The sequence below is a fragment of the Sphingomonas sp. SRI_018 genome, from assembly GCF_057586275.1.
In genome coordinates, this window is sequence record NZ_JBYCZO010000003.1 from 82,405 (window position 1) to 102,391 (window position 19,987).

Annotated in this window: 17 protein-coding genes, 1 tRNA gene and 1 pseudogene; 8 read left to right on the plus strand and 11 right to left on the minus strand. The window is 68.3% G+C overall.

The window, feature by feature from the left end:
* Positions 1–2 precede the first annotated feature (2 nt).
* The gene (locus AC2YHA_RS15880) at positions 3–1,319 is read right to left on the minus strand and encodes an ATP-binding protein (protein ID WP_487402386.1); all 1,317 of its coding nucleotides are present in this window, start codon (positions 1,317–1,319) and stop codon (positions 3–5) included.
* Positions 1,316–2,032, minus strand: coding sequence for a response regulator transcription factor (locus tag AC2YHA_RS15885; protein ID WP_487402387.1), 717 nt, complete (start codon positions 2,030–2,032; stop codon positions 1,316–1,318). The genes AC2YHA_RS15880 and AC2YHA_RS15885 overlap by 4 nt, the downstream gene beginning before the upstream one ends.
* A gap of 161 nt (positions 2,033–2,193) precedes the next feature.
* On the opposite strand from AC2YHA_RS15885, the gene AC2YHA_RS15890 reads away from it, so the two are divergent.
* Positions 2,194–2,430, plus strand: coding sequence for a hypothetical protein (locus AC2YHA_RS15890; RefSeq protein ID WP_487402388.1), 237 nt, complete (start codon positions 2,194–2,196; stop codon positions 2,428–2,430).
* A 144-nt stretch (positions 2,431–2,574) separates the two neighbouring features.
* On the opposite strand, the gene AC2YHA_RS15895 is transcribed toward AC2YHA_RS15890, so the two are convergent.
* From AC2YHA_RS15895 to cpdR, 4 genes and pseudogenes are all read right to left on the minus strand, one after another.
* Positions 2,575–3,345 carry an SDR family oxidoreductase gene (locus tag AC2YHA_RS15895; protein ID WP_487402530.1) on the minus strand — a complete coding sequence of 257 codons (771 nt, stop codon included), beginning with the start codon at positions 3,343–3,345 and terminating at the stop codon, positions 2,575–2,577.
* Positions 3,322–3,630 (minus strand): annotated as a pseudogene (locus tag AC2YHA_RS15900) (antibiotic biosynthesis monooxygenase family protein); the annotation flags it as partial. The pseudogene AC2YHA_RS15900 and the gene AC2YHA_RS15895, both read right to left, overlap by 24 nt.
* Positions 3,631–3,706: 76 nt before the next feature.
* A tRNA-Val gene (locus AC2YHA_RS15905) sits at positions 3,707–3,781 on the minus strand.
* A 55-nt stretch (positions 3,782–3,836) separates the two neighbouring features.
* Positions 3,837–4,214: a cell cycle two-component system response regulator CpdR gene (gene cpdR / locus AC2YHA_RS15910; protein WP_233783981.1), complete on the minus strand. Its 378-nt coding sequence runs from the start codon at positions 4,212–4,214 to the stop codon at positions 3,837–3,839.
* A 101-nt stretch (positions 4,215–4,315) separates the two neighbouring features.
* On the opposite strand from cpdR, the gene AC2YHA_RS15915 reads away from it, so the two are divergent.
* The gene (locus AC2YHA_RS15915) at positions 4,316–5,167 is read left to right on the plus strand and encodes an N-formylglutamate amidohydrolase (RefSeq protein WP_487402531.1); all 852 of its coding nucleotides are present in this window, start codon (positions 4,316–4,318) and stop codon (positions 5,165–5,167) included.
* A 162-nt stretch (positions 5,168–5,329) separates the two neighbouring features.
* Here the strand turns inward: AC2YHA_RS15915 and AC2YHA_RS15920 are convergent, their stop codons facing one another.
* Together AC2YHA_RS15920 and AC2YHA_RS15925 are read right to left on the minus strand one after the other, a co-directional pair.
* Positions 5,330–5,899, minus strand: coding sequence for a cytochrome b (locus AC2YHA_RS15920; protein WP_233783982.1), 570 nt, complete (start codon positions 5,897–5,899; stop codon positions 5,330–5,332).
* A gap of 30 nt (positions 5,900–5,929) precedes the next feature.
* Entirely contained in the window at positions 5,930–7,381 is a 1,452-nt protein-coding gene (locus AC2YHA_RS15925) for an FAD-binding oxidoreductase (RefSeq protein WP_487402389.1), read from the minus strand.
* An 84-nt stretch (positions 7,382–7,465) separates the two neighbouring features.
* Here AC2YHA_RS15925 and AC2YHA_RS15930 point away from each other — a divergent pair, with 84 nt between their 5' ends.
* From AC2YHA_RS15930 to AC2YHA_RS15940, 3 genes are all read left to right on the plus strand, one after another.
* On the plus strand, positions 7,466–7,951 hold the full coding sequence (locus AC2YHA_RS15930) for a hypothetical protein (RefSeq protein ID WP_233783984.1): 486 nt from the start codon (positions 7,466–7,468) through the stop codon (positions 7,949–7,951).
* Positions 7,952–8,030: 79 nt separating this feature from the next.
* A complete protein-coding gene (locus AC2YHA_RS15935) occupies positions 8,031–9,371 on the plus strand; it encodes a DEAD/DEAH box helicase (protein WP_487402390.1) in 1,341 nt (446 codons plus the stop codon).
* Positions 9,372–9,386: 15 nt separating this feature from the next.
* Positions 9,387–9,617 (plus strand): DUF1289 domain-containing protein, encoded by a 231-nt coding sequence (locus AC2YHA_RS15940; protein WP_487402391.1) that lies wholly within the window; start codon positions 9,387–9,389, stop codon positions 9,615–9,617.
* Positions 9,618–9,726: 109 nt separating this feature from the next.
* Here the strand turns inward: AC2YHA_RS15940 and AC2YHA_RS15945 are convergent, their stop codons facing one another.
* From AC2YHA_RS15945 to AC2YHA_RS15955, 3 genes are all read right to left on the minus strand, one after another.
* Complete coding sequence (locus AC2YHA_RS15945; protein WP_487402392.1) at positions 9,727–10,350, minus strand: glutathione S-transferase family protein; 624 nt, start codon at positions 10,348–10,350, stop codon at positions 9,727–9,729.
* Between the two features lie 17 nt (positions 10,351–10,367).
* Entirely contained in the window at positions 10,368–11,240 is an 873-nt protein-coding gene (locus AC2YHA_RS15950; protein ID WP_487402393.1) for a dienelactone hydrolase family protein, read from the minus strand.
* 314 nt (positions 11,241–11,554) lie between these two features.
* On the minus strand, positions 11,555–12,220 hold the full coding sequence (locus AC2YHA_RS15955; RefSeq protein ID WP_487402532.1) for a DUF1013 domain-containing protein: 666 nt from the start codon (positions 12,218–12,220) through the stop codon (positions 11,555–11,557).
* A 254-nt stretch (positions 12,221–12,474) separates the two neighbouring features.
* On the opposite strand from AC2YHA_RS15955, the gene AC2YHA_RS15960 reads away from it, so the two are divergent.
* The 3 genes from AC2YHA_RS15960 (at position 12,475) to AC2YHA_RS15970 (ending at position 19,967) form a co-directional block, all read left to right on the plus strand.
* Positions 12,475–15,492: a glycoside hydrolase family 35 protein gene (locus AC2YHA_RS15960; protein ID WP_487402533.1), complete on the plus strand. Its 3,018-nt coding sequence runs from the start codon at positions 12,475–12,477 to the stop codon at positions 15,490–15,492.
* Between the two features lie 281 nt (positions 15,493–15,773).
* On the plus strand, positions 15,774–18,665 hold the full coding sequence (locus tag AC2YHA_RS15965) for a TonB-dependent receptor (RefSeq protein WP_487402394.1): 2,892 nt from the start codon (positions 15,774–15,776) through the stop codon (positions 18,663–18,665).
* A gap of 69 nt (positions 18,666–18,734) precedes the next feature.
* Complete coding sequence (locus tag AC2YHA_RS15970; RefSeq protein ID WP_233783991.1) at positions 18,735–19,967, plus strand: glycosyl hydrolase 53 family protein; 1,233 nt, start codon at positions 18,735–18,737, stop codon at positions 19,965–19,967.
* Positions 19,968–19,987 lie beyond the last annotated feature (20 nt).

The window sequence follows — 19,987 nt, forward strand, 5'->3', positions numbered from 1 at the left end:
CTTCAGCGGCGCGGCAGCACGATCTCGGCGGTCAGCCCGCCCTCGGGCCGATTGGTGAGCGAGAAAGCCCCACCCTCGGCATCGACCGCGCGCACCACGATCGGCAGGCCGAGCCCGAAGCCCGAGGTATCGCGTGACCGTGCGCGGTCGAGCCGGACGAAGGGCTGGAGCACCCGCTGGCGCGCCTCCTCCGGGATGCCGGGGCCGTCGTCGTCGACGCGAACCGCCACCTCATGCCCGCGATCGACCAGCGACACGCGTGCGTTGCCGCCATAGTGGAGCGCGTTCTCGACCAGGTTGACGATCGCGCGCTTGATCCCGAGCGGGCGCAGGGTGAGTTCGCAATGGTCCGGGCCGGCGTAGGTCGCCGGCCGGCTCTGGTCCGCGGCGTCGCTGACGATTGTCGAGCACATCACGGCGAGGTCGGTCGAGACCGCCGGCTCGCTGTCTCCGTCCCCGCCCAGATAGGCGAGCAGCGAGGACACCATGTCCTCCATCTCGGCGAGATCCTGCTCGATTGCCTCGCGCAGCCCGTCGTCCCTGACCGCGTCGGCGCGCAGGCGCAGCCGCGAGAGCGGCGTGCGGAAATCGTGGCCGACCGCGGCGAGCGCCTCGGTACGGTCCTGGATCAGGCGATGGATGCGGTCCTGCATCTCGTTGAAGGCGGTGATCACCCGCCGCACCTCGCCCGGGCCCGCTTCCGGCACGCGCTCGACCTCCTCGCCGTGGCCGACCTGGTCGGCGACCTCCGCTAGGCGGCGCAGCGGCCGCAGCACCTGCCGCACCAGCAGCCCGCCGATCACGATCAGCGCGATCGCCGGGGTGAGCGCGAGCAGTACCCGCCCGACCGCGAAATCGATCTGGTGCAGCGGCTCGAGCGTCTGGAAATAGAGCCAGGTCCCGTCGTCGAGCCGCAGCGTGCCGCTGATATAGGCGTTGCGCCCCGGCGAGGTCAGCCGGATGCGCAGGTCGCGCCGCGCCAGGTCCGGCTCCCACGCGATGATCTGCTTGTGCATCCGGTCGAGCCTGGGCGCGACCCTGGGCGTCGGCGGCAGATGATCCTTCCAGCGGACGAGATAGCGCGAGGTGGTGAGCTCGCCCGCCAGCCCGCTGCGATGCTCGGCCGGCTGCTCCTCGAGCAGCTTGCGCGCGATGACGAGATGCTCGGCGAGCCGGTTGGCCTCGTCGTCGCGGATCGAGTAGCGGCTGGCACGCTCGTAGAGGAAGGTGGTCGCGCCATATTCGACCAGCAGCGCCAGCAGCAGGATCGCGAAGATGCGCCCGATGATGCCGAGCGGCAGGCGGGGAATGACCTTCAACGGCGCTCCACGGGGACGTTGAGCATGTAGCCGATCCCGCGCACGGTGATGATCGGCGCCGCCTTGCCCGCGCCCGAGAGCTTGCGGCGCAGGCGGCTGACCAGCACGTCGACGCTGCGGTCCGAGCTGTCGCCGAGCCGGGTGCGCGACAGCTCGATCAGCCGCTCGCGCGCGATCACGCGCTGGGCGTTGTCGCACAGCGCGACGAGCAGGTCGAACTCGGCGCCGGTCAGCTCGACGATTGCGCCGGTCGGCGAGTGGAGCTCGCGCCGCGGAAGGTGGATCGTCCAGCCGTCGAAATGGAGCTCGCCCCGGTCGCGCTTGGCCGTGTCGCCAGTACCGTTGCCCGACTGGCGCCGTAGCACCGCGCGCACCCGCGCGACCAGCTCGCGCGTGCCGAACGGCTTGGCGAGATAATCGTCGGCGCCGAGTTCCAGCCCGACGACGCGGTCGGTCTCGCTGCCCTTGGCCGAGACGAAGATGATCGGCACGTCGCTGTCGCGGCGGATCGCGCGGCACAGGTCGATGCCGCTGGTGCCCGGCAGCATGATGTCGAGCAGCACCAGGTCGACCGGCCCTGCCTCGAACGCGCGCCACATCTCCGGCGCGGAGCCGGCGGGGCGGACGGTATAGCCGTTCTCCTGCAGCGCGCGCGCGGTGAGGGTGCGGAGCGGCGGATCGTCTTCGACGAGGAGGATGGTCGGTGCAGTCATGTCAGTCCGAGGGGCGGGAGGTATGGTGGGCCGCCCCGTCCGTCAACGGCGGTGCCGCGATGCAGCAAGCCAGCAACATTTCTTCACAATAGCGCCAAGGGCAGGAAAATCGACCTCCCTAGCTCCGGTCGACAAACCCTTTCGTCGCAAGGAGCTTTCCCATGACCATTCTCGCCACCGCCGGCGCAGCGCTGACGGCGCTCGTCGTCCTCCCCGCCGCCGATGCACCGCGCCACCCGCATCTCGGCGCCGCGATCAAGGCCGGCTGCCACGTCCAGCAGGTCCACACGCCCGCAGGCAAGCCGGTCCAGTCCAACCCGATCGTGCGCTGTCCGGCGAAGGCCACGGCCCAGATCGCTTCGGCCGACGAAGCGAAGGCGCGTCGCACCGGCCGATAGACTGAACGAATCGCCCAATTGAAACCATGCCGTGCTCCTGCGCAGGCAGGAGCTCTGGCCACAAGCGACACGCCCGCTGATCCAAGGCCCCTGCTTTCGCAGGAGCACGATGCCATTGCATCCGGATAGCGTGAGCTCTGGGTGTCAAAAGTGCGCGAGATAGCCGCCGTCCACCGCGATCACCTCGCCGGTGATGTAGGACGCCTGGGCTGAAGCCAGGAAGACGACCGCGCCCGCGATCTCGCCGGGGCTGCCCCAGCGGCCGAGGGAGGTGCGTCGCCCGAGATATTCGGTGATCGCCGCATCATCCGCCATCGGCTGATTGGCCTCCGTCGCGAAATAGCCCGGCGCCACGGCGTTGACGGTGATCCCGCGCGGACCCAGCTCGGCCGCGAGCGCGCGGGTGAGCGCGGCGAGCCCGCCCTTGGCCGCGGTATAGCCGGCGTCGCCCGCACGGGCGATCGGGCCGGCGATCGAGGTGACGTTGATGATCCGGCCGCCGGCGGTCATCTGCGGCGCCAGCAGCCGGACCAGATCGAACGGCGCGACGAGATTGGTCTCGAGCAGGTTGCGTAAAGCGGCACGGTCCAGGCTCTCGATCGGGCCGCGATCCCGGCTGCCGGCATTGTTGACCAATATGTCGATACGCCCGTGGCGCTCCACCAGCGCCTTCACCCCTGCGGCCAGGCCCGCCTCATCGTCGAGATCGGCCGCGAAGATTGCGGCGCCCGCTATCCCGTCCGCCGCCGCTTCCAGCCGGGCTCGGTCACGCCCGTGCAGGATCACCCGCGCTCCGGCCTGCGCGAGCCCTCGGGCGATCTTCAGGCCCAGCCCGCGGCCGGCGCCGGTCACCAGCGCCAGCCGCCCGTCGAGTCGAAAGGGCGCCGTCGGTAGCAGATCGTCGGTGACGGTCATGGTGAACACCGGAGCGTTGCCGGCCGGCGTCTCGGCGACGGCATCGACGAAGGCGGCGCGAGTCTCGGGCTCGTCGTAGACCATTTTCTGCTCGAAGGCGGCGCGCCAGGTCGCCTCGTCCGGCCATTCGGCATAGCCGACGAAACGCCCGTCCGATGTCCGGTGCAGGCGCGAGCCATAGCTGCCGTAGCGCTCTCGGATCAGCTCCGTGCCGCGCCGCCAGGCGCTCCGGAACTGCTCTTCCTTGCCGGGATGGACCCGCCACCAATAGACAGCGACGAACATGCCCGAGCTATAGGCGCGCCATACCGGCGCGCCACAACGAAAAAGCCCGCCAAGTCAGACTTGGCGGGCTTTTTGATGGTGGGCGTGGCAAGGATTGAACTTGCGACCCCTGCGATGTCAACACAGTGCTCTACCACTGAGCTACACGCCCGAGAGGCGCGGCCTTTAGCGGGCGCTATGCGCCCGCGCAAGCCGCTTTCCTTCGATTAAATCGATCCGCTCGCGTTTCCCACCTCGAACATGCGGTCGACCTCCAGCACCAGGTCGCGCAGGTGGAAGGGCTTGGACAGCACGCGCGCCTGCGGCATCGTCTTGCCTGCCTTCAGCGTCACTGCCGCGAAACCGGTGATGAACATGACGCGCGTGTCCGGTGCGATGTCAGCCGCCTTCTGCGCGAGCTCGATGCCGTCCATCTCCGGCATGACGATGTCGGTGAGCAACAGGTCGAACCGCTCGCTCTCGAGCAGCGGAAGCGCCGCGGTGCCGCGGTCCACGGCCGACACCTGATAGCCGGACCTCTCCAGCGCGCGCGTCAGATATTCGCGCATCACCGTATCGTCCTCGGCCAGAAGAATCCTGATCATCACACGCTCCCGAAGCTCCTTTTATGAGCCCAGGGCTTAAGATTTTCCAGCCGTTCCACACGGCGTTGCAGGTTGGCAGCAGGACAGATACCGTTGCCGACGTGAGTCCGATCGACATTCCGCCGTTCGAGCGCCTCGGTCCCGTAGAGCCGGTGAGCCCGGTGGTGCTGTCGGTGCCGCACGGCGGGCGCGACTATCCGCCGGTGCTGCAGGAGGCGCTGCGCGTGCCGCTCGCTTCGCTGATCCCTCTCGAGGATCGCTATATCGATCGGCTGACGGAGGCTGCGCTGGGCGTGGAGACCGCTTTCATCGCCAGGCGCGCGCGGGCCTGGATCGATCTCAACCGCGGCGAGCAGGACCGCGACCCCAGGCTCGACGACGGCGCCTCGACGATGACGATGCCGTTCGTCTCCGCCAAGGTGAAGGGCGGCCTCGGCCTGGTGCCCCGGCGGGTGAGCGGCGCGGGCGAGCTGTGGCTCAGGCGGCTGTCGGGCGAGGAGGTCGTCGCGCGGATCGTCGCCGATCACCGGCCCTACCATGCGGCACTGGCCGCCGCGCTGCAGTCCGCGCGGGCGCGATTCGACGCGGCGGTGCTGCTCGACGTCCATTCGATGCCGCCGATCGCCGCCCCCGCCGCCGCACGAGTGGTGATCGGCGATCGCTTCGGGCGCGCGGCGGGATCACGGTTCGTCCATCGCATCGAGAGCGTGGTCCGCGATGCGGGCTTTGCGGTTGCGCTCAACGCTCCCTATCCGGGCGGCCACATCCTCGATCGCCATGGCGCGCCCGCGCGCGGCGTGCATGCGATCCAGGTCGAAATCGACCGGTCGAGCTATCTCGACGCCAAGCTGCGCGAGCCGGGCCCCGGCTTCGCCGCGACCGCCAGACTGCTGCGCGAGATCATCGACGCGCTGGCCGACGAGATCGCCCCCGCCGCCATCGCCGCGGAATAAAAAAACCGCCTCGGGACAAGCCCGAGGCGGCCAAGGTTCAGGGAGGAGACACGCCCGCAGGCGTGCCGTACGACCTCGCGAAAGGGGGGACACGAAGCCGTACAACACGGATATAGGCAAACGGTTACACGCCTTCAAGGCACTGATTTGTATCTTTGTGTGTCAGCCTTCGCGCGGTCGCAATATGGGTAGCATGCGCACGAGGGTCACGTCGCGCCGGACGAGGTGATGGCGCAGCGCCGCGGCGACGTGGAGCAGCACCAGCGCGGTCATCAGATAGCCCAGGATCTCATGCGCCTCATGGCCGAAATCCGCCATGCCCGGCGATACCGGCAGATATGGAATGGCGAACAGGAAGAACCAGGTGAGCGGCCGCGGCGGGTTGCCGTCGTGACCGATCGACGACATCGCCCAGCCGGTCAGCGGCATCGCGATCATCAGGAAATAGAGCGTCCAGTGCACGACGAGCGCGAAGCGGTGCTCCCACGGCGCGATGTTGGTGGCACGCGTCGGCGGCAGGTGCATCAGCCGCCAGGCGAGCCGGCCGAGGCTCAGCACCAGCACGGTGATGCCGGCCGCCTTGTGCAGGGGCATCAGCTGCCACTCGCGCGGCAGGCCGTCGTGGAACAGCCCGACGGCCAGGTTGAACAGCACGAGCAGCGCGATCGTCCAGTGAAAGGCGATCGCGACGGTGGAATAGCGGTCGTCACGGACAAATGGCCCCAGTGCCATGATGCTCCCCTCTTGCGGAACGGATCGCCGTTATGATGCGCCCGAAGTCGGCGGCGCAAGGCGCACCAGCTTGCCGGGATTGAACAGACCGGCCGGATCGAACGCGACCTTGATCGCCCGGAGCGCCGAAAGGCGTGCCGGCGGCCCCAGCCGTTCGAGCTCGGCCAGCTTCATCTGGCCGATGCCATGCTCCGCCGAAATCGATCCGCCCGCGGCGACGACATGGTCGTGGACGAGACGGGTAATCGCCGGCGCCTGCTCGGCATACCAGGTGGCCGCGTCGGCACCCGCGGGGGCGTGGACATGGAAATGGACGTTGCCGTCGCCCAGATGGCCGAAGCCGTTCGCCGTGGTGCCGGGAAATGCCGCCTCGATCGCGCGGGCGTCGGTCGTCAGGAAATCGGGCATCCGCTCGACTGGCACCGAGATGTCGTGCGCGAGCTGGGGGCCGTGCGCCCGCTCGGCCTCCGAGATCGAATGGCGGATACGCCAGAAGGCCTCCGCCTGCGCCTCGCTCGCGGCGATCGTTGCATCCTCGACCAGCCCTTCATTCAATGCCCTGGCGAGCAGGCGTTCGAGCAGCACCGCCGGCGGTTCGCGGTCGAGATCACCCGCCACCGCCTCGATCAGCACATGCCAGGCGTGCGTGCCGGCGAGCGGTGAGCGGGTGTCGGGGACATGGCCGAGCACGACCGCCAGCGTCTCGCCCGGGATAATCTCGAAGCTCTCGATCGCATCGCTCTCCGCCTCCATCAGGCGGAGCAGGCGGAGCGCCGCATGCGGCGTGGCGACGGCGGCCCAGGCCACGGCGCGCGCGGCGATCGCAGGCGCCAGCCGCAGCGTCGCGGCGGTGATCACGCCGATCGTGCCTTCGGAACCGATCAGCAGCTGGTCGAGGTCGTAGCCGCGATTGTCCTTCTTGAGCGCGGCCAGCCCATCATGCACAGAGCCGTCGGGCAGCACCGCCTCCAGTCCCGCGATCAGGCTCCGCATCGTCCCCCAGCGCAGCACCTGCGTGCCGCCGGCGTTGGTTGAGGCGAGCCCGCCGATCGTCGCCGATCCGCGGCTGCCCAGCGTCAGCGGAAAGCGCCGCCCCATGGCCTCGGCCGCCGTATGGAAGTCAGCCAGGATCACCCCCGCCTCGGCGACGGCGAGATTGGCGTCCGGGTCGACGCTCCGTATCCGGTTCATCCGCCGCAGCGACAGGATCAGCGCCGATCCGTCGGCCGGCGGAGTCGCGCCGCCGACCATCGAGGTGTTGCCCCCCTGCGGCACCAGCGGCACCCGTGCTTCGTGCGCCGCCTCGACCACCGCGACGACCTCCGCCGTCGAGGCGGGCGCCAGCAGCGCCGGCGCGGCGCCATGGTAGCGGCCGCGCCAGTCCGTCAGCCACGGCGCGATGTCGACGGGATCGGTGACCGCGATCCTCGCCCCGAAGCGGGATCGCAGCGCTTCGACGAGCTGGGCTTGCACTGGCGTCATGGCGTGGCCGCCGCTAGCATGGCGTGCCTCGGCCGCCAATTCATGCAGGGTTCAATCGCAGGATTCCATATTTTCGCCGACATCATGCCAGACGTTCGCCTTCCGCTGCTCCTGCTCACCACGCTTGCCGTCCCCGGAGCCGCCGGTGGCGAGCAGCGTCGTCAGATGCAGTCCGAGCGGGAGACGATCACCGAGGTGACGATCCAGCAGCGGCTGATCATCCGCATCCCGCGGCTGCCGGTCGGGCGCGCATCGATCGCTGCCGCCCCGCCCGCCGCCCCGCTGCCGCCGATCCGCTGGGTCGAGCGCAAGACTGACAAATGCGTGCCGGTGGAAACGCTCGCGGGCGCGACGATCGCGGGGACCGACCGGGTCGACCTGCTGCTGCTCAACGGCAAGCGGCTGCGCGCGCGCTTCGGCGACGATTGCCCGGCGCTCGATTTCTACTCCGGCCTCTATGTGCGCATGAATCCCGACGGGAAGGTCTGCGCCAGCCGCGATTCGATCCGCTCGCGGGCCGGCGGCGAGTGCCGGATCGAGTCATTCAGCGCGCTCGTCCCAAGCCGATAGCTTGACAATCGCCGATAAATCCGCGAGCGCGCGAAGCTGATCGAGGCGCGGCCCTCGCGCCCCTTTCCGGACATCGTTCATGAGCTTCGCCGATCTCGGCCTTTCAGACGAATTGCTGCGCGCGGTGACGGAGTCCGGCTACACCGAGCCGACTCCGATCCAGGCGAGCGCCATCCCCAGCGTGCTGATGATGCGCGACCTGATCGGCATCGCCCAGACCGGCACCGGCAAGACCGCCAGCTTCGTGCTGCCGATGATCGACATCCTGGCGCAGGGCAGGTCTCGCGCGCGGATGCCGCGCTCGCTGATCCTCGAGCCAACGCGCGAGCTCGCCGCGCAGGTAGCCGAGAATTTCGAGAAATACGGCAAGTACCACAAGCTCTCGATGGCGTTGCTGATCGGCGGTGTCTCCATGGGCGACCAGGTGAAGGCGCTGGAGAAGGGCGTCGACGTGCTGATCGCGACGCCGGGGCGGCTGATGGACCTGTTCGGGCGCGGCAACATCCTGCTGACCGGCTGCGACCTGCTGGTGATCGACGAGGCCGACCGGATGCTCGACATGGGGTTCATCCCCGACATCGAGGAGATCTGCACGAAGCTGCCCAAGACCCGGCAGACCTTGCTGTTCTCGGCGACGATGCCGCCGCCGATCAAGAAGCTGGCCGACAAGTTCCTGTCGAACCCCAAGACGATCGAGGTCGCGCGGCCGGCGACGACCAACACCAACATCACGCAGAAGCTGGTCCAGACCACGACGATGAAGAAGCGCGACACGCTGCGCGCGCTCATCGACCGCGACAATGTTTCGACCGCGATCGTCTTCTGCAACCGCAAGACCACGGTGCGCGAGCTCAACAAGAGCCTGAAGCGTCACGGCTACCGCTCCGGCGAGATCCACGGCGACATGGAGCAGCCGCAGCGCCTGGCCGAGCTCGAGCTGTTCAAGCGCGGCGAGATCAACATCCTCGTCGCCTCCGACGTCGCCGCACGCGGGCTCGACATCAAGGGGGTCAGCCACGTCTTCAACTTCGACGCGCCCTGGCATCCCGACGACTATGTCCACCGCATCGGCCGCACCGGCCGCGCGGGCGCGACCGGCACCGCCTATACGCTGGTGACGTCCGAGGACGCCGAGAACATCGAGAACATCGAGAAGCTCACCGGCCAGACCATCCCGCGCGAGACGGTCGAAACCGAAGACCGCGAGAAACCCAAGCGGGTCCGGCGCGGCGAGAAGGCAGCCGGCGAGGCTGAGGCGCCGCGTGAGCGCAAACCGCGGCGCGAGGCAGAGCCTACCGCTCCGGCGCGCGAGGCGAAGCGGCCGCGCCGCGACGACCGCCGCCAGAGCCGCGACAACGGGCCGGACGAGGGCTGGAACGGTCCGGTGCCGGCGTTCCTCGAGGTCAAGCTCGGGGCGTAGCTTGCCCCGCGATCAATGGACGACGATCTCTTCGAATATCCCGAACCGGCAAGGGTGACGAGCCCCTGCATCAGCGTCTGCGTGCTCGATCCCGCCACCGGCTGGTGCCTCGGCTGCGGGCGCAGCGGGGACGAGGTGGAGGAATGGTCCGGCACCACCGACGCGCGGCGGCAGGCGATCCTCGACCGGCTGCCCGCGCGGCTCGAGGCGCTGCGGAACGGCTCCCGTCCCACCCGTTCGCCCTGAGCTTGTCGAAGGGCTGTCCTTTCTTTCTCCGGCGTTTGAAGAAGAAGGACAGCCCTTCGACAAGCTCAGGGCGAACGGGATTTGCGTGTCACATGCGAACCCAAGCGCGTCAGGCCGGCTCGTTCATCAGCGCATCGTCGAGCTCGTTGGCGCGGATCGCCGCCGGGCGCGCCGCCGCCCGATTGACGAAGGCCATGAACGCATCACGCTTGGGGATCGTCCCGAACGCCGTGCCCCAGGAGAGATGCGCGCCGACATAGAGGTCGGCCGCGCTGAAGCGATCGCCGGTCAGCCAGCGCTCGCCGAGGCCGCTCACCGCGCTCTCCAACGTGTCGATCGTGCGCTCGTAGCAGCCGAAGCCGAACATCCGCTGCTGCTGCTCGCTCGGCTCCCAGCCGGCGGCGCGGCTGCTCACCGCCTGCTCGACGGGGCCGGCGGCAAAGAACAGCCAGCGGTAATAATCGGCGCGATCGTCGGTCGGCGGCGCCATGCCCGCGTCGGGAAAGACATCGGCGAGATAGGCGCAGATCGCGGCGCATTCGGTCACCGTCCGCCCCTTGTGGACGATCGAGGGGACCTTGGCCATCGGGTTGACCGCGCGATACTCGTCGCCCCTCAACCCGCGCTCGAAATCGAGCACCTTGGTCTCGTAATCGGCGCCGACTTCCTCCAGCATCCAGCGGATGATCCGCCCGCGCGACTGCGGGTTGGTGTAGAAGATCAGATCGCTCATCGTCCTCTCCTCGATCGTCATAAGGCCTTTTCGAACAGCGCCAGCAGCCGCGCCCAGGCCTTTTCCGCCTGCGCCTGGTTGTAGACCCGGCTGTCGGGCGGGCACCAGCCGTGCATCGCGCCGGCATAGACCTCGATCTCGGCCGGGACCTTGGCGGCGGCGAAGGCCTCGCGCAGCTTGTCCTTGTCGGTCGGCGAGCGCTGGTCGTCGTTTTCCGCGATCGCAAACAGATAGCTGCCCTTGAGTCGAGGGGCGAGCAGATGGGGGCTGTCGGGCGCATCGGTGACGAGCGCCGCGCCGTGGAAGGACGCGCCCGCCTGCACCCGGTTCGAAACCGCGGCGGCGGTGCGGAGCACCATCGGACCGCCCATGCAATAGCCGGTGCTGCCCAGGCCGCGCTTGGTGTCGACCTGCGGCTGCGCATCGAGGAAGGCGGTGAAGGCCTTGCCGTCGCTGATGACGGCATCCGGAGTCAGCTTGGCGCGCCAGGGCCCCATCCGCTCGCGCACCGCCGGCTGGTCGAAGGATTCGCCGGGGCTGAAGATGGGCGCCTTGGTCGAGCGGTAGAATTGGTTGACCGTCAGCACCGCATAGCCCGACTGCGCGAGCCGGTCCGCCATCTGCCGGAAGGCGGGGCGCAGGCCCATGATGTCGGGCCATACCAGCACGCCGGGATGCTTGCCTCCGGTCGGTGCGACGAAATAGGCGTCGGCCTTGCCGTCAGGCGTGTCGATGGTGACGTCGCGGCCGGCGACGTCCTTGGCATCGGCAGGGGCCGGCAGCAGCGCGGCTAGACCGGCAGCGCCCGCCATCACCCCGAAACGGCGACGGGTGAGCGCATCGCTCGCCAGCAGGCGGTCGTTGTCTTCGGCGGTCAGCTCGTCACACATCCGGGGGCTCCTTTCCGCTCGGCCGGTGAATCGGCAGCCGTCGTTGCAGGAGCTTATCGTTCCGGAGGGGTCAGGTCACGCGCGGCCTGGGACGGATGGCACTAGGGAATCGGTCTTCTCTTTTCGTCACCCCGGCCTTGGGCCGGGGTCCACGCCGCCTCAGCGCTGTGTTTGAGCCTCTTGTCCAGTTCTTGCCTCCCGGTGGACCCCGGCCCAAGGCCGGGGTGACGGTTGGGAACTGGGCCAGGGAAAGGCTCAGAGCTTCAAATGTGGATCGCCCAGCCTTCTCGAAGGGAGGAGCGAAGGAAACCACCTTACTGCTTGAACAGCGTCTCGGCAGTGTGCTCGGTCGGGACTTCCTCGCCCTCGCCTGCGGCGATCTCGGCATCGCGAGTCGCTTGGTCGCGCTCGGCGCGGAGCTGCTCGATCAGCGCCTCGCGGTCGCCGGCCAGCCGCTCGTCGGTCGGGGCCTCGAGGCCTGCCGCCTTGGCCGCCTTGGCGACCAGCGCGTCGAGCTCGCGCTGCGAGCACAGGCCCAGCGTCACCGGATCCTTCGGCACGATGTTGGCGATGTTCCAATGCGTGCGGTCGCGGATCGCGGCGATGGTGTTGCGGGTGGTGCCGATCAGCTTGCCGATCGCGCCGTCCGAGATCTCCGGGTGGTTGCGGATGATCCAGGCGATGCCGTCGGGCTTGTCCTGGCGCTTCGATACCGGCGTGTAGCGCGGGCCCTTGGTGCGGCGGACCTGCTCCGGCCCCTTCTGCATCTTGAGGCGATAGTCGGGATCGGCTTGCCCCTTCTCGATCTCCTCCATCGTGAGCTCGTGCGCGCGCACCGGATCGCGGCCGGTGAGCTTGGTCGCAGCGGTGTCGTCGGCGATCGCCTGCACCTCCAGGATATGGAGGCCGCAGAAGTCGGCGATCTGCTCGAACGAGAGCGAGGTGTTGTCGACCAGCCAGGAAGCGGTCGCATGCGGCATCAGCGGCTGGGCCACGAAAAAATCCTCCGGAAACAATAAGGGCCGCCCCTCGCGGAGCGGCCGTGTCGTGACATGCGACTTAATCCGCATGGGCCGCGATGGCAAGCGCAGGCCTCCCGCACGGGCCGAGTTCCTGGCCGACAGACGACATCGTTTGACGGAAATGTTCGCCCGAGATACCCATATTTTGCATATCAACATCATATGATGAAAATGGAGGGGCGGTCGTGGCGGTTGATGCCTTCAAGATAAAGTTGACGCCGCTCGCCCTGCTGCTTGCCGCAGCACTGCTGCCGCACGAGGCCTCGGCGCAGACCGCCCGGCAGACCGAGAACCTCTCCGCGCCGGTCAAGACCTTTGGCCGTGTCTCCTATGACGCGCGCTCGCTGATGATCGACGGCAAGCGGCTGGTGATCTGGTCGAGCGAGTTCCACCCCTTCCGCCTGCCGAGCCCCGACCTGTGGCGCGACGTGCTCCAGAAGATGAAGGCGAGCGGGTTCAACACCGTCGCGCTCTATTTCGACTGGGGTTACCACAGCCCGAAGCAGGGCGTGTACGACTTCACCGGCATCCGCGACGTCGAACGGGTGCTGACGATGGCGGAGGAGGAAGGGCTCTACGTCATCACCCGCGCCGGGCCTTATGTGAACGCGGAGCTGACGCGCGGCGGCTTCCCCGGCTGGCTGGTCAACCAGCGCGGGCGGGCGCGCACCGACGATCCCGCCTATCTCGCCGCCGCCGACGAGTGGCTTACCCACGTGAACGCGATCATCGCGCGGCATCAGATCAATGGCGACGGCAAGGGCCACCAGGGCACCGTGATCCTGCACCAGATCGAGAACGAGCTGGCGCTGACCACCCCGGCGCAGCGGCGCTACATGGACCATCTCTATGCCAAGGCACGCGCCGACGGCATCACCGTGCCGATCTTCCACAATGATCAGGGCCGCAACGGCTATTGGGTACCGGAAAGCTCGACCGTGCCCAATGTGGTGAAGGGGCCGAACGACCTCTACGCCTTCGACGGCTATCCCGGCGGCACCTGCACCGTCGCCGGCCGGCCGACCCGGGGATCGGCGGCGCCCGACTGGGGATTCTACGGCCCGGGCGGGGCCAAGGGCGGCGCCTCCGCCTCCCCCGACACGCCGGGTTTCCTCGCGGAGTTCGGCGGCGGCTGGTTCGATTATTGGGGATCGAACGGCGGATACGAGTGCAACGCCATCCAGCGCGGCAAGCGGTTCCAGCGCGTGTTCTACGGCACCAATCTCGCCAACGGCATCGACATCCAGAGCTTCTACATGGGCTTTGGCGGGACGAGCTGGGGCTGGCTAGCCGCGCCCGTCGTCTTCACCAGCTATGACTACGGCGCCGCCATCTCGGAGGCGCGCGAGCTTCGCCCCAAGGCGGAGGAGTTGAAGCAGCTCGCCGGGCTGATCGCCTCGGTCCCCGACCTCGCGGGAATGGTGCCGGCCGGGCCGGCGACAGCCTCCTCGCCCAACATCCAAGTCTATCACAACCGCAGCCCGGAGAGCGACGCGCGTTTCCTGATGGTGACGCACCGGCCGTCCAATGGCACGAGCGACGACCGCTTCACCATCACCGCCGACCTGCCCGACGGCCGCTACAGCTTTCCGCAGGCGGAGCCGATGCAGCTAAACGGCTTCGACGCGAAATGGCTGGTGGCGGGGGTGACGCTGGGCGGCCAGCGGCTGGTCTATTCCACCTCCGAGCTGCAGGCGGCGATGCGGCAGGACGGCGGCGACCTGATGCTGCTCTACGGCCGCGCCGGCGAGCGCGGCGAGACTGTGCTGCGCTATAGCGCCGCGCCGACGGTGACGGTGATCGAGGGCGACGTCCGCCACCGTTTCGACGCGTCGAAAGGTGACCTGGTGCTCGACTATGCCCATGCCGGCCTCGCCCGCGTGCGCATCGAGGGCGGAGGGCGGCCGCCGCTCACCCTGCTGCTGACCGACGAGGCTGGTGGCGCGCAGTTCTGGCGTCACGACACCGCGGCCGGGCCGGTGCTGGTACGCGGCCCGGCGCTGGTCCGCGCGGCCGGAGCGCAGGGCTCGACGCTGGCGCTCACCGGCGACACCGCGGCCGCAACGCCACTCGAGCTATGGGCGCCGGCACGACTGCGCACCGTCACCTGGAACGGCGCGCGCGTGGAGCTGGCGGACGGTGCCGCCGGCAGCCGCAGGGCGACACGGCCGCTCGCCGGACCGGCGGACTTCGTCCTGCCGGCGCTCGCCAGCTGGAAGGTAAAGGCCGGCTCGCCCGAGGCAGCGCCCGATTTCGACGACAGCGGCTGGCTTGCGATCGACAACCGCGCCTATGCCAGCATCACCGCTAGGCCCGACGGCCAGCCCAACATGCTGATGGACGCCTATGGCTTCCACGAGGGCGATGTCTGGTATCGCGGTCGCTTCGCCGGGGGACCGAACGCGGAGCGCATCCGGCTCTATTACGGCGCGGGCGGATCGGGGCTGGTGCAGGTCTTCCTCGACGGCAGGTTCATCGGTCAGGGCGAGACGCCCGGCGGGCTGCCGCGGCCGATCACCACCGGGGTCGCGGAGTTCGTGCTTCCCGATGCGGCGCGGGCGCCCGGCGAGCATGTGCTTTCGGTAATGGTCCGCAACAACGGCCACAACTGGGATCTCGACTCCGACGATTTCCACAAGGAGGCGCGCGGGCTGATCTCGGTCTCAGTCGAGCCGCGGGCCGGCCCCAGCTTCGCAGTGCCGATCGCGTGGAAGATCCAGGGCCGTCGCGGCGGCGAAGAGCTGGCCGACCCGATCCGCGGCGTCGCCAACAACGGCGGCCTCTACGGGGAGCGCGTCGGTTGGCACTTGCCGGGCTTTGACGACAGCGGCTGGACGACGACGCTGCCGGCTGCCGGGACACAGCCCGGCACCAGCTGGTATCGGACCGAATTCACCCTCGCCGTGCCCAAGGGCCAGGACGCCACGATCGCGGTCCAGTTCGGCGACCCGGCCAAGCCGCGCTCGCCGGTCGACTATCGCGCGCTGCTGTTCGTGAACGGGTGGAACATGGGCCAGTTCATCGCTCATGTCGGACCGCAGCGGACCTTCCCGATCCCCGAGGGCATCCTCAACCATCGCGGCCGCAACCATATCGCGCTGGCGGTCACGTCGGACGGCAAGCCCGGCAATGCGCTGGAGGAAGTCCGGCTGGTGACGCTGCGCAACGTCAAGGGCGGAATCCCTGTCCGCGTTGTCGAGGCGCCCGCGAGCCCATCCGAGCTCCGATAGCCGACGCGGCGATCGCCTCGGCATCACTGCTGCCGTCGGTCGCGACAGCATTGGGCCGAGCCTGCGCATTCTCCTTCACAAATAGCCGGCGGCCGCGTGCCCCGCCCGCTCGCACCATCTAGCCAACTCGACTTTTATGACTTATAGTATGAATACTATTCTCATAATTTGAGAATGTTCGGCCCGAAGAGGCGAATCACAGGGAGGAGAGAAATGCTGCAGATGTCATTCACATCGCCTCGCACCTGAGACTGGGTGCATCCGCGACGGCGCTCGCGCTGATGCTGATGACCTCGCCCGCCATCGCGCAGACCACGGCTCCGGCGGACCAGACGACCGCCCCCGCGCAGGAGGAGGACATCGTCGTCACCGGCTTCCGCGCCTCGCTCAGCACCGCGCTCGCCGAGAAGCGGCAGGAGACCGCCGCGGTCGACAGCATCCTGGCGGAGGACATCGGCAAGTTCCCCGATTCGAACCTCGCCGAATCGATGCAGCGCATTCCGGGCGTCGCGCTCGCCCGCGGCGACGGCGGCGAGGGTCGCAACATCTCGGTCCGCGGCCTCGGCGCCCAATTCACCCGCGTGCGGATCAACGGCATGGAGGGCACGTCGCAGACCGGCGGCTCCGATATCTTCGGCGCGGGCAACAGCGGCCGCAGCTTCGACTTCAACGTGTTCCCGACCGAGATCTTCTCGGCGCTGACCGTGCGCAAAACCCCTTCGGCGGACGTGGAGGAAGGCTCGCTCGGCGCCACCGTCGACCTCACCGCGCCCAAGCCGTTCGACACCGGCAAGCCGTTCGTCTTCTCGGCGACCGCGCGCGGCGTGTGGAACGAGCTGTCGAAGAAGGTCGATCCGCGCGCGTCGATGCTGGTGTCGAAGCAGTTCGGCGACAGCGGGTTCGGCATCCTCGCCTCGGCCGCCTACCAGAAGCGCAACCTCCGCGAGGTCGGCTATTCGGCGGTCGACCTGCTGCCCGCCAACGTCAACGGCGGCTTCTGCTCGCCGGTCGGCTACACCCCGCAGAACCCGGCCACCAGCGCCGCGAAGGGCACGGACGCGCTGAACTGCAGCACCGGCAATCCCCGCACGGGCTCGGTCGCGGCCTATCAAGCCATCCAGGATCTGCGCCGGGCGGATGCCCCGAACATACCGGGCAGCGGCGCCTTCTTCCCGCGCATTCCGCGCTATGTGAATTCCGAGCAGGACCAGGAGCGCATCGGCGGCACGCTGACGCTGCAGTTCAAGCCGGACGACGCCACCGACATCTCGCTCGACCTGCTCTATTCGCGGTTCGAGGTCACGCGCCGCGACAACTATATCGCCGGCCTGTCCTTCGCGCGCTCGATCTCGAACAACGGCCAGCCGATGGTGTCGGTGCGCGACGTCGAGTTCGACGAGAACGGCTCGCTCGTCTACGGCCTGTTCGATGGCGTCGACGTCCGCTCCGAGGGGCTGGTCGACCATTTCGTGTCGACGTTCAAGCAGGCCAACCTCAACTTCAAGCGCCGCCTCAACGATTCGCTCGAGATCAGCGGCGTCTTCGGCCTCAACCAGTCGATCTGGGACGGCAAGAAGCGCCTCCAGACCTTCATGGACGTGATCGACAGCGACAATTTCTCGATCGACTACCGCGGCGGCGGCACGGTGCCGACGATCGGCTTCGGCTTCGACGTCGCGAACCCCGGTGCCTTCACCTACGCGCCGAGCCTCGCCGACGGCACGGTGCTCGGCGGCTTCAGCTTCCAGGGTCGGCCGCAGAAGAACACGACCGACAATTTCACCGGCGACGTCAACCTCAAGTGGACGGTGAGCGATGCCTTCACCCTCAGGGTCGGGGGACAGTATCGCGAAAGCAGATTCCACCTCGTCTCGCTGCGTCCCTACAGCGCAGACCTGACGGTGCGTCCGCTGCCGGCCGGCACCAGCCTCGCCGACATCACCACGCAGATCACCGGGCTCGACAATCTGTGGGGCCATGGCGCGCCGGCGAGCTGGGCGGCGATCGACGCAGACCGTTGGGCGGAGGCGTTCGACTTCGATAGCGTCCGCTTCTGCGGGTCCGAATGCGGCGGCGTCGACACCCGCGTGAACGAGGAGATCAAGAGCGCCTACATCATGGGCACCTTCGATCTCGGCGACCGACTGGGCATCGGCCTGCGCGGCGATATCGGCGTGCGCTACGTCAAGACCGACATGCGCTCGTCAGGCTATATCCAGGTCACGCCGCCCGCCGGCACCACCTCCCCCACCAATCTGATCGGGCGGTACGCGAGCGCGACAAACAGCTATGACGACTGGCTGCCCTCGGCCAATATCGTCATCGAGCCGACCAGGAACGTGCTGATCCGCCTGTCCGGCGCCAAGGTGATGGCGCGGCCCGAGCTCGGGCTGCTGGCGCCGACCAGCGGCGTCAATGCGGTCACCCGGACCGGCAGCATCAACAATCCCTATCTGGATCCGATCCGCGCCAACACCTTCGACGCGGCGCTGGAATGGTATTTCCGGCCCGGCTCGCTGCTGTCGGTCGCCTTCTTCTACAAGGACATCAAGAGCTTCATCCAGAACATCAACAGCCAGATCGCGTTCAGCGAGCTCGGCCTGCCCAACGCGCTGCTCGAAGGGAGCAACACCGCTCCAACCGAGCTGTTCAACATCTCCCAACCGTTCAACACGCCGGGCGGCCCGCTGAAGGGCATCGAGGTCAACGCGCAGGTGCCGTTCACCTTCCTTCCGGGCTTCCTCCGCAACTTCGGCGCGTTGGCCAATTATACCTACGCATCCTCGAAGATCGATTACTGCCTCGCCAGCAGCGGCGGAGCGTGCACCGTCAGCACGCGAGACGATCTGATCGGCCTGTCCAAGAACACCGCATCGGGCACGCTCTATTACGAGGACAAGAAGTTCAGCATCCGCGGCACGGTGAACTGGCGCGACCGGTTCATCCGCGGCATTCCGGCCTCGCAGGGCAGCGACATCCAGGGCAACGCGCCGACGCTCTACGTCGACGCTTCCGCCTCCTACAACGTCACCGACAACATCAAGCTGATCGTCGAGGCGCAGAACCTGACCGACGAGCAGAACCGGCTCTACATCGACAGCACCCGCCAGGACACGCTGTTCGAGACCCGGATCGGACGCACCGTCAGTGCCGGCGTGAACGTCCGCTTCTGATGCACCCTCTCCTCAACTCGGCCGCCGATCCGCTGGTATCGGCGGCCATTTTTGTGTCGTGAGGAAGGGATGAGCCGAGGCAAGGCAACGCATGTGATCGGCCGGCGCGAGGCCCTGGGTCTGCTCGCACTCTCGGCCCTGTCTTCACCGCTTCATGCCGCGCGGCGGACCGGTGCCAGGCCCGGACCCTATATGCTCGGCGCCGACATCACCTGGATTGCGGAGGACGAGGCGGCGGGTGCGCGCTACTTCGTCGGCGGGGTCCAGCGCGATCCGATCGCGATCCTCAAGGATGCGGGCTTCAACTGGATCCGGCTGCGCATGTTCGTCGATCCTGCGCGGGGCTATTCGGCGCGGGCGCCGGACAGGGCATGGGGCGGGCTCGCGCGCACCGTCGAACTCGGTCGGCGGGTGAAGGCGGCCGACATGGGCCTGGCGCTCAGCTTCCACTTCTCCGACACCTGGGCCGATCCCGAGCACCAGGGCGTCCCCGCCGCGTGGCGCGGGCTCGACCTCGGCGGACTGGCCGGCGCGGTGGAGGCGCATGTCCGCGACAGCCTTCGCGCGATGCGTGCCGGCGGCGCCCCGGTCGACATGGCGGTGATCGGCAACGAGATCAGCTTCGGGATGCTCTGGCCGCAGGGCCGGGTGCGGCTGACGACGCCGACCGGCAATCCGGTGACGGACGCCAATCACCGCAACGCAGGGCAAGTCGGCGGGTTCGATGCACTGGCCCTGCTGCTGCGCGCCGGGATTGCCGGCGCCAGGGCCGCCGAGCCCGCCGTGCTGATCCAGCTCCACAATCATCTCGGCCGCCACTGGCCGATTGTGCGCGAGTGGACCGATGCGCTCGTCGCCCGCAACGTCGACTTCGACGTGATCGGCCTCTCCTGCTACCAGCAGCTGGCGCAGGGCGACTGGGAGCGGACCTTCCGCAATTTCATCCGGCGCTATCCCGAGAAGGGCCTGCTCGTCGCCGAATATTCGAGCCGCAAGCGCTATATCAACGACCTGGTCCACGCGCTGCCGGGCAAGCGCGGCTGGGGGACGTTCATCTGGGAGCCGACCCGGCACCAGGAGGCGGTGTTCGATCTCGACGGCCGCAATGCCGGCGGCGGGCCCAAGCCCGATCTCCTCTCGCAGGGACTGAACGGCGCCGAAGCGCCCGGAGGGCTCGCCCGCGCTGCCGCACCGCCGGCCCCTCCCCCTCCTCCTCCGCGCCTCGGCCGCGGCGGCGATTATCGGGCGAATGCATGGCTCGACGAATATCGCCGCATGGCGAAAGACTATGGCCTGCGATAGGAGCAGCGGCATGAAGGGTT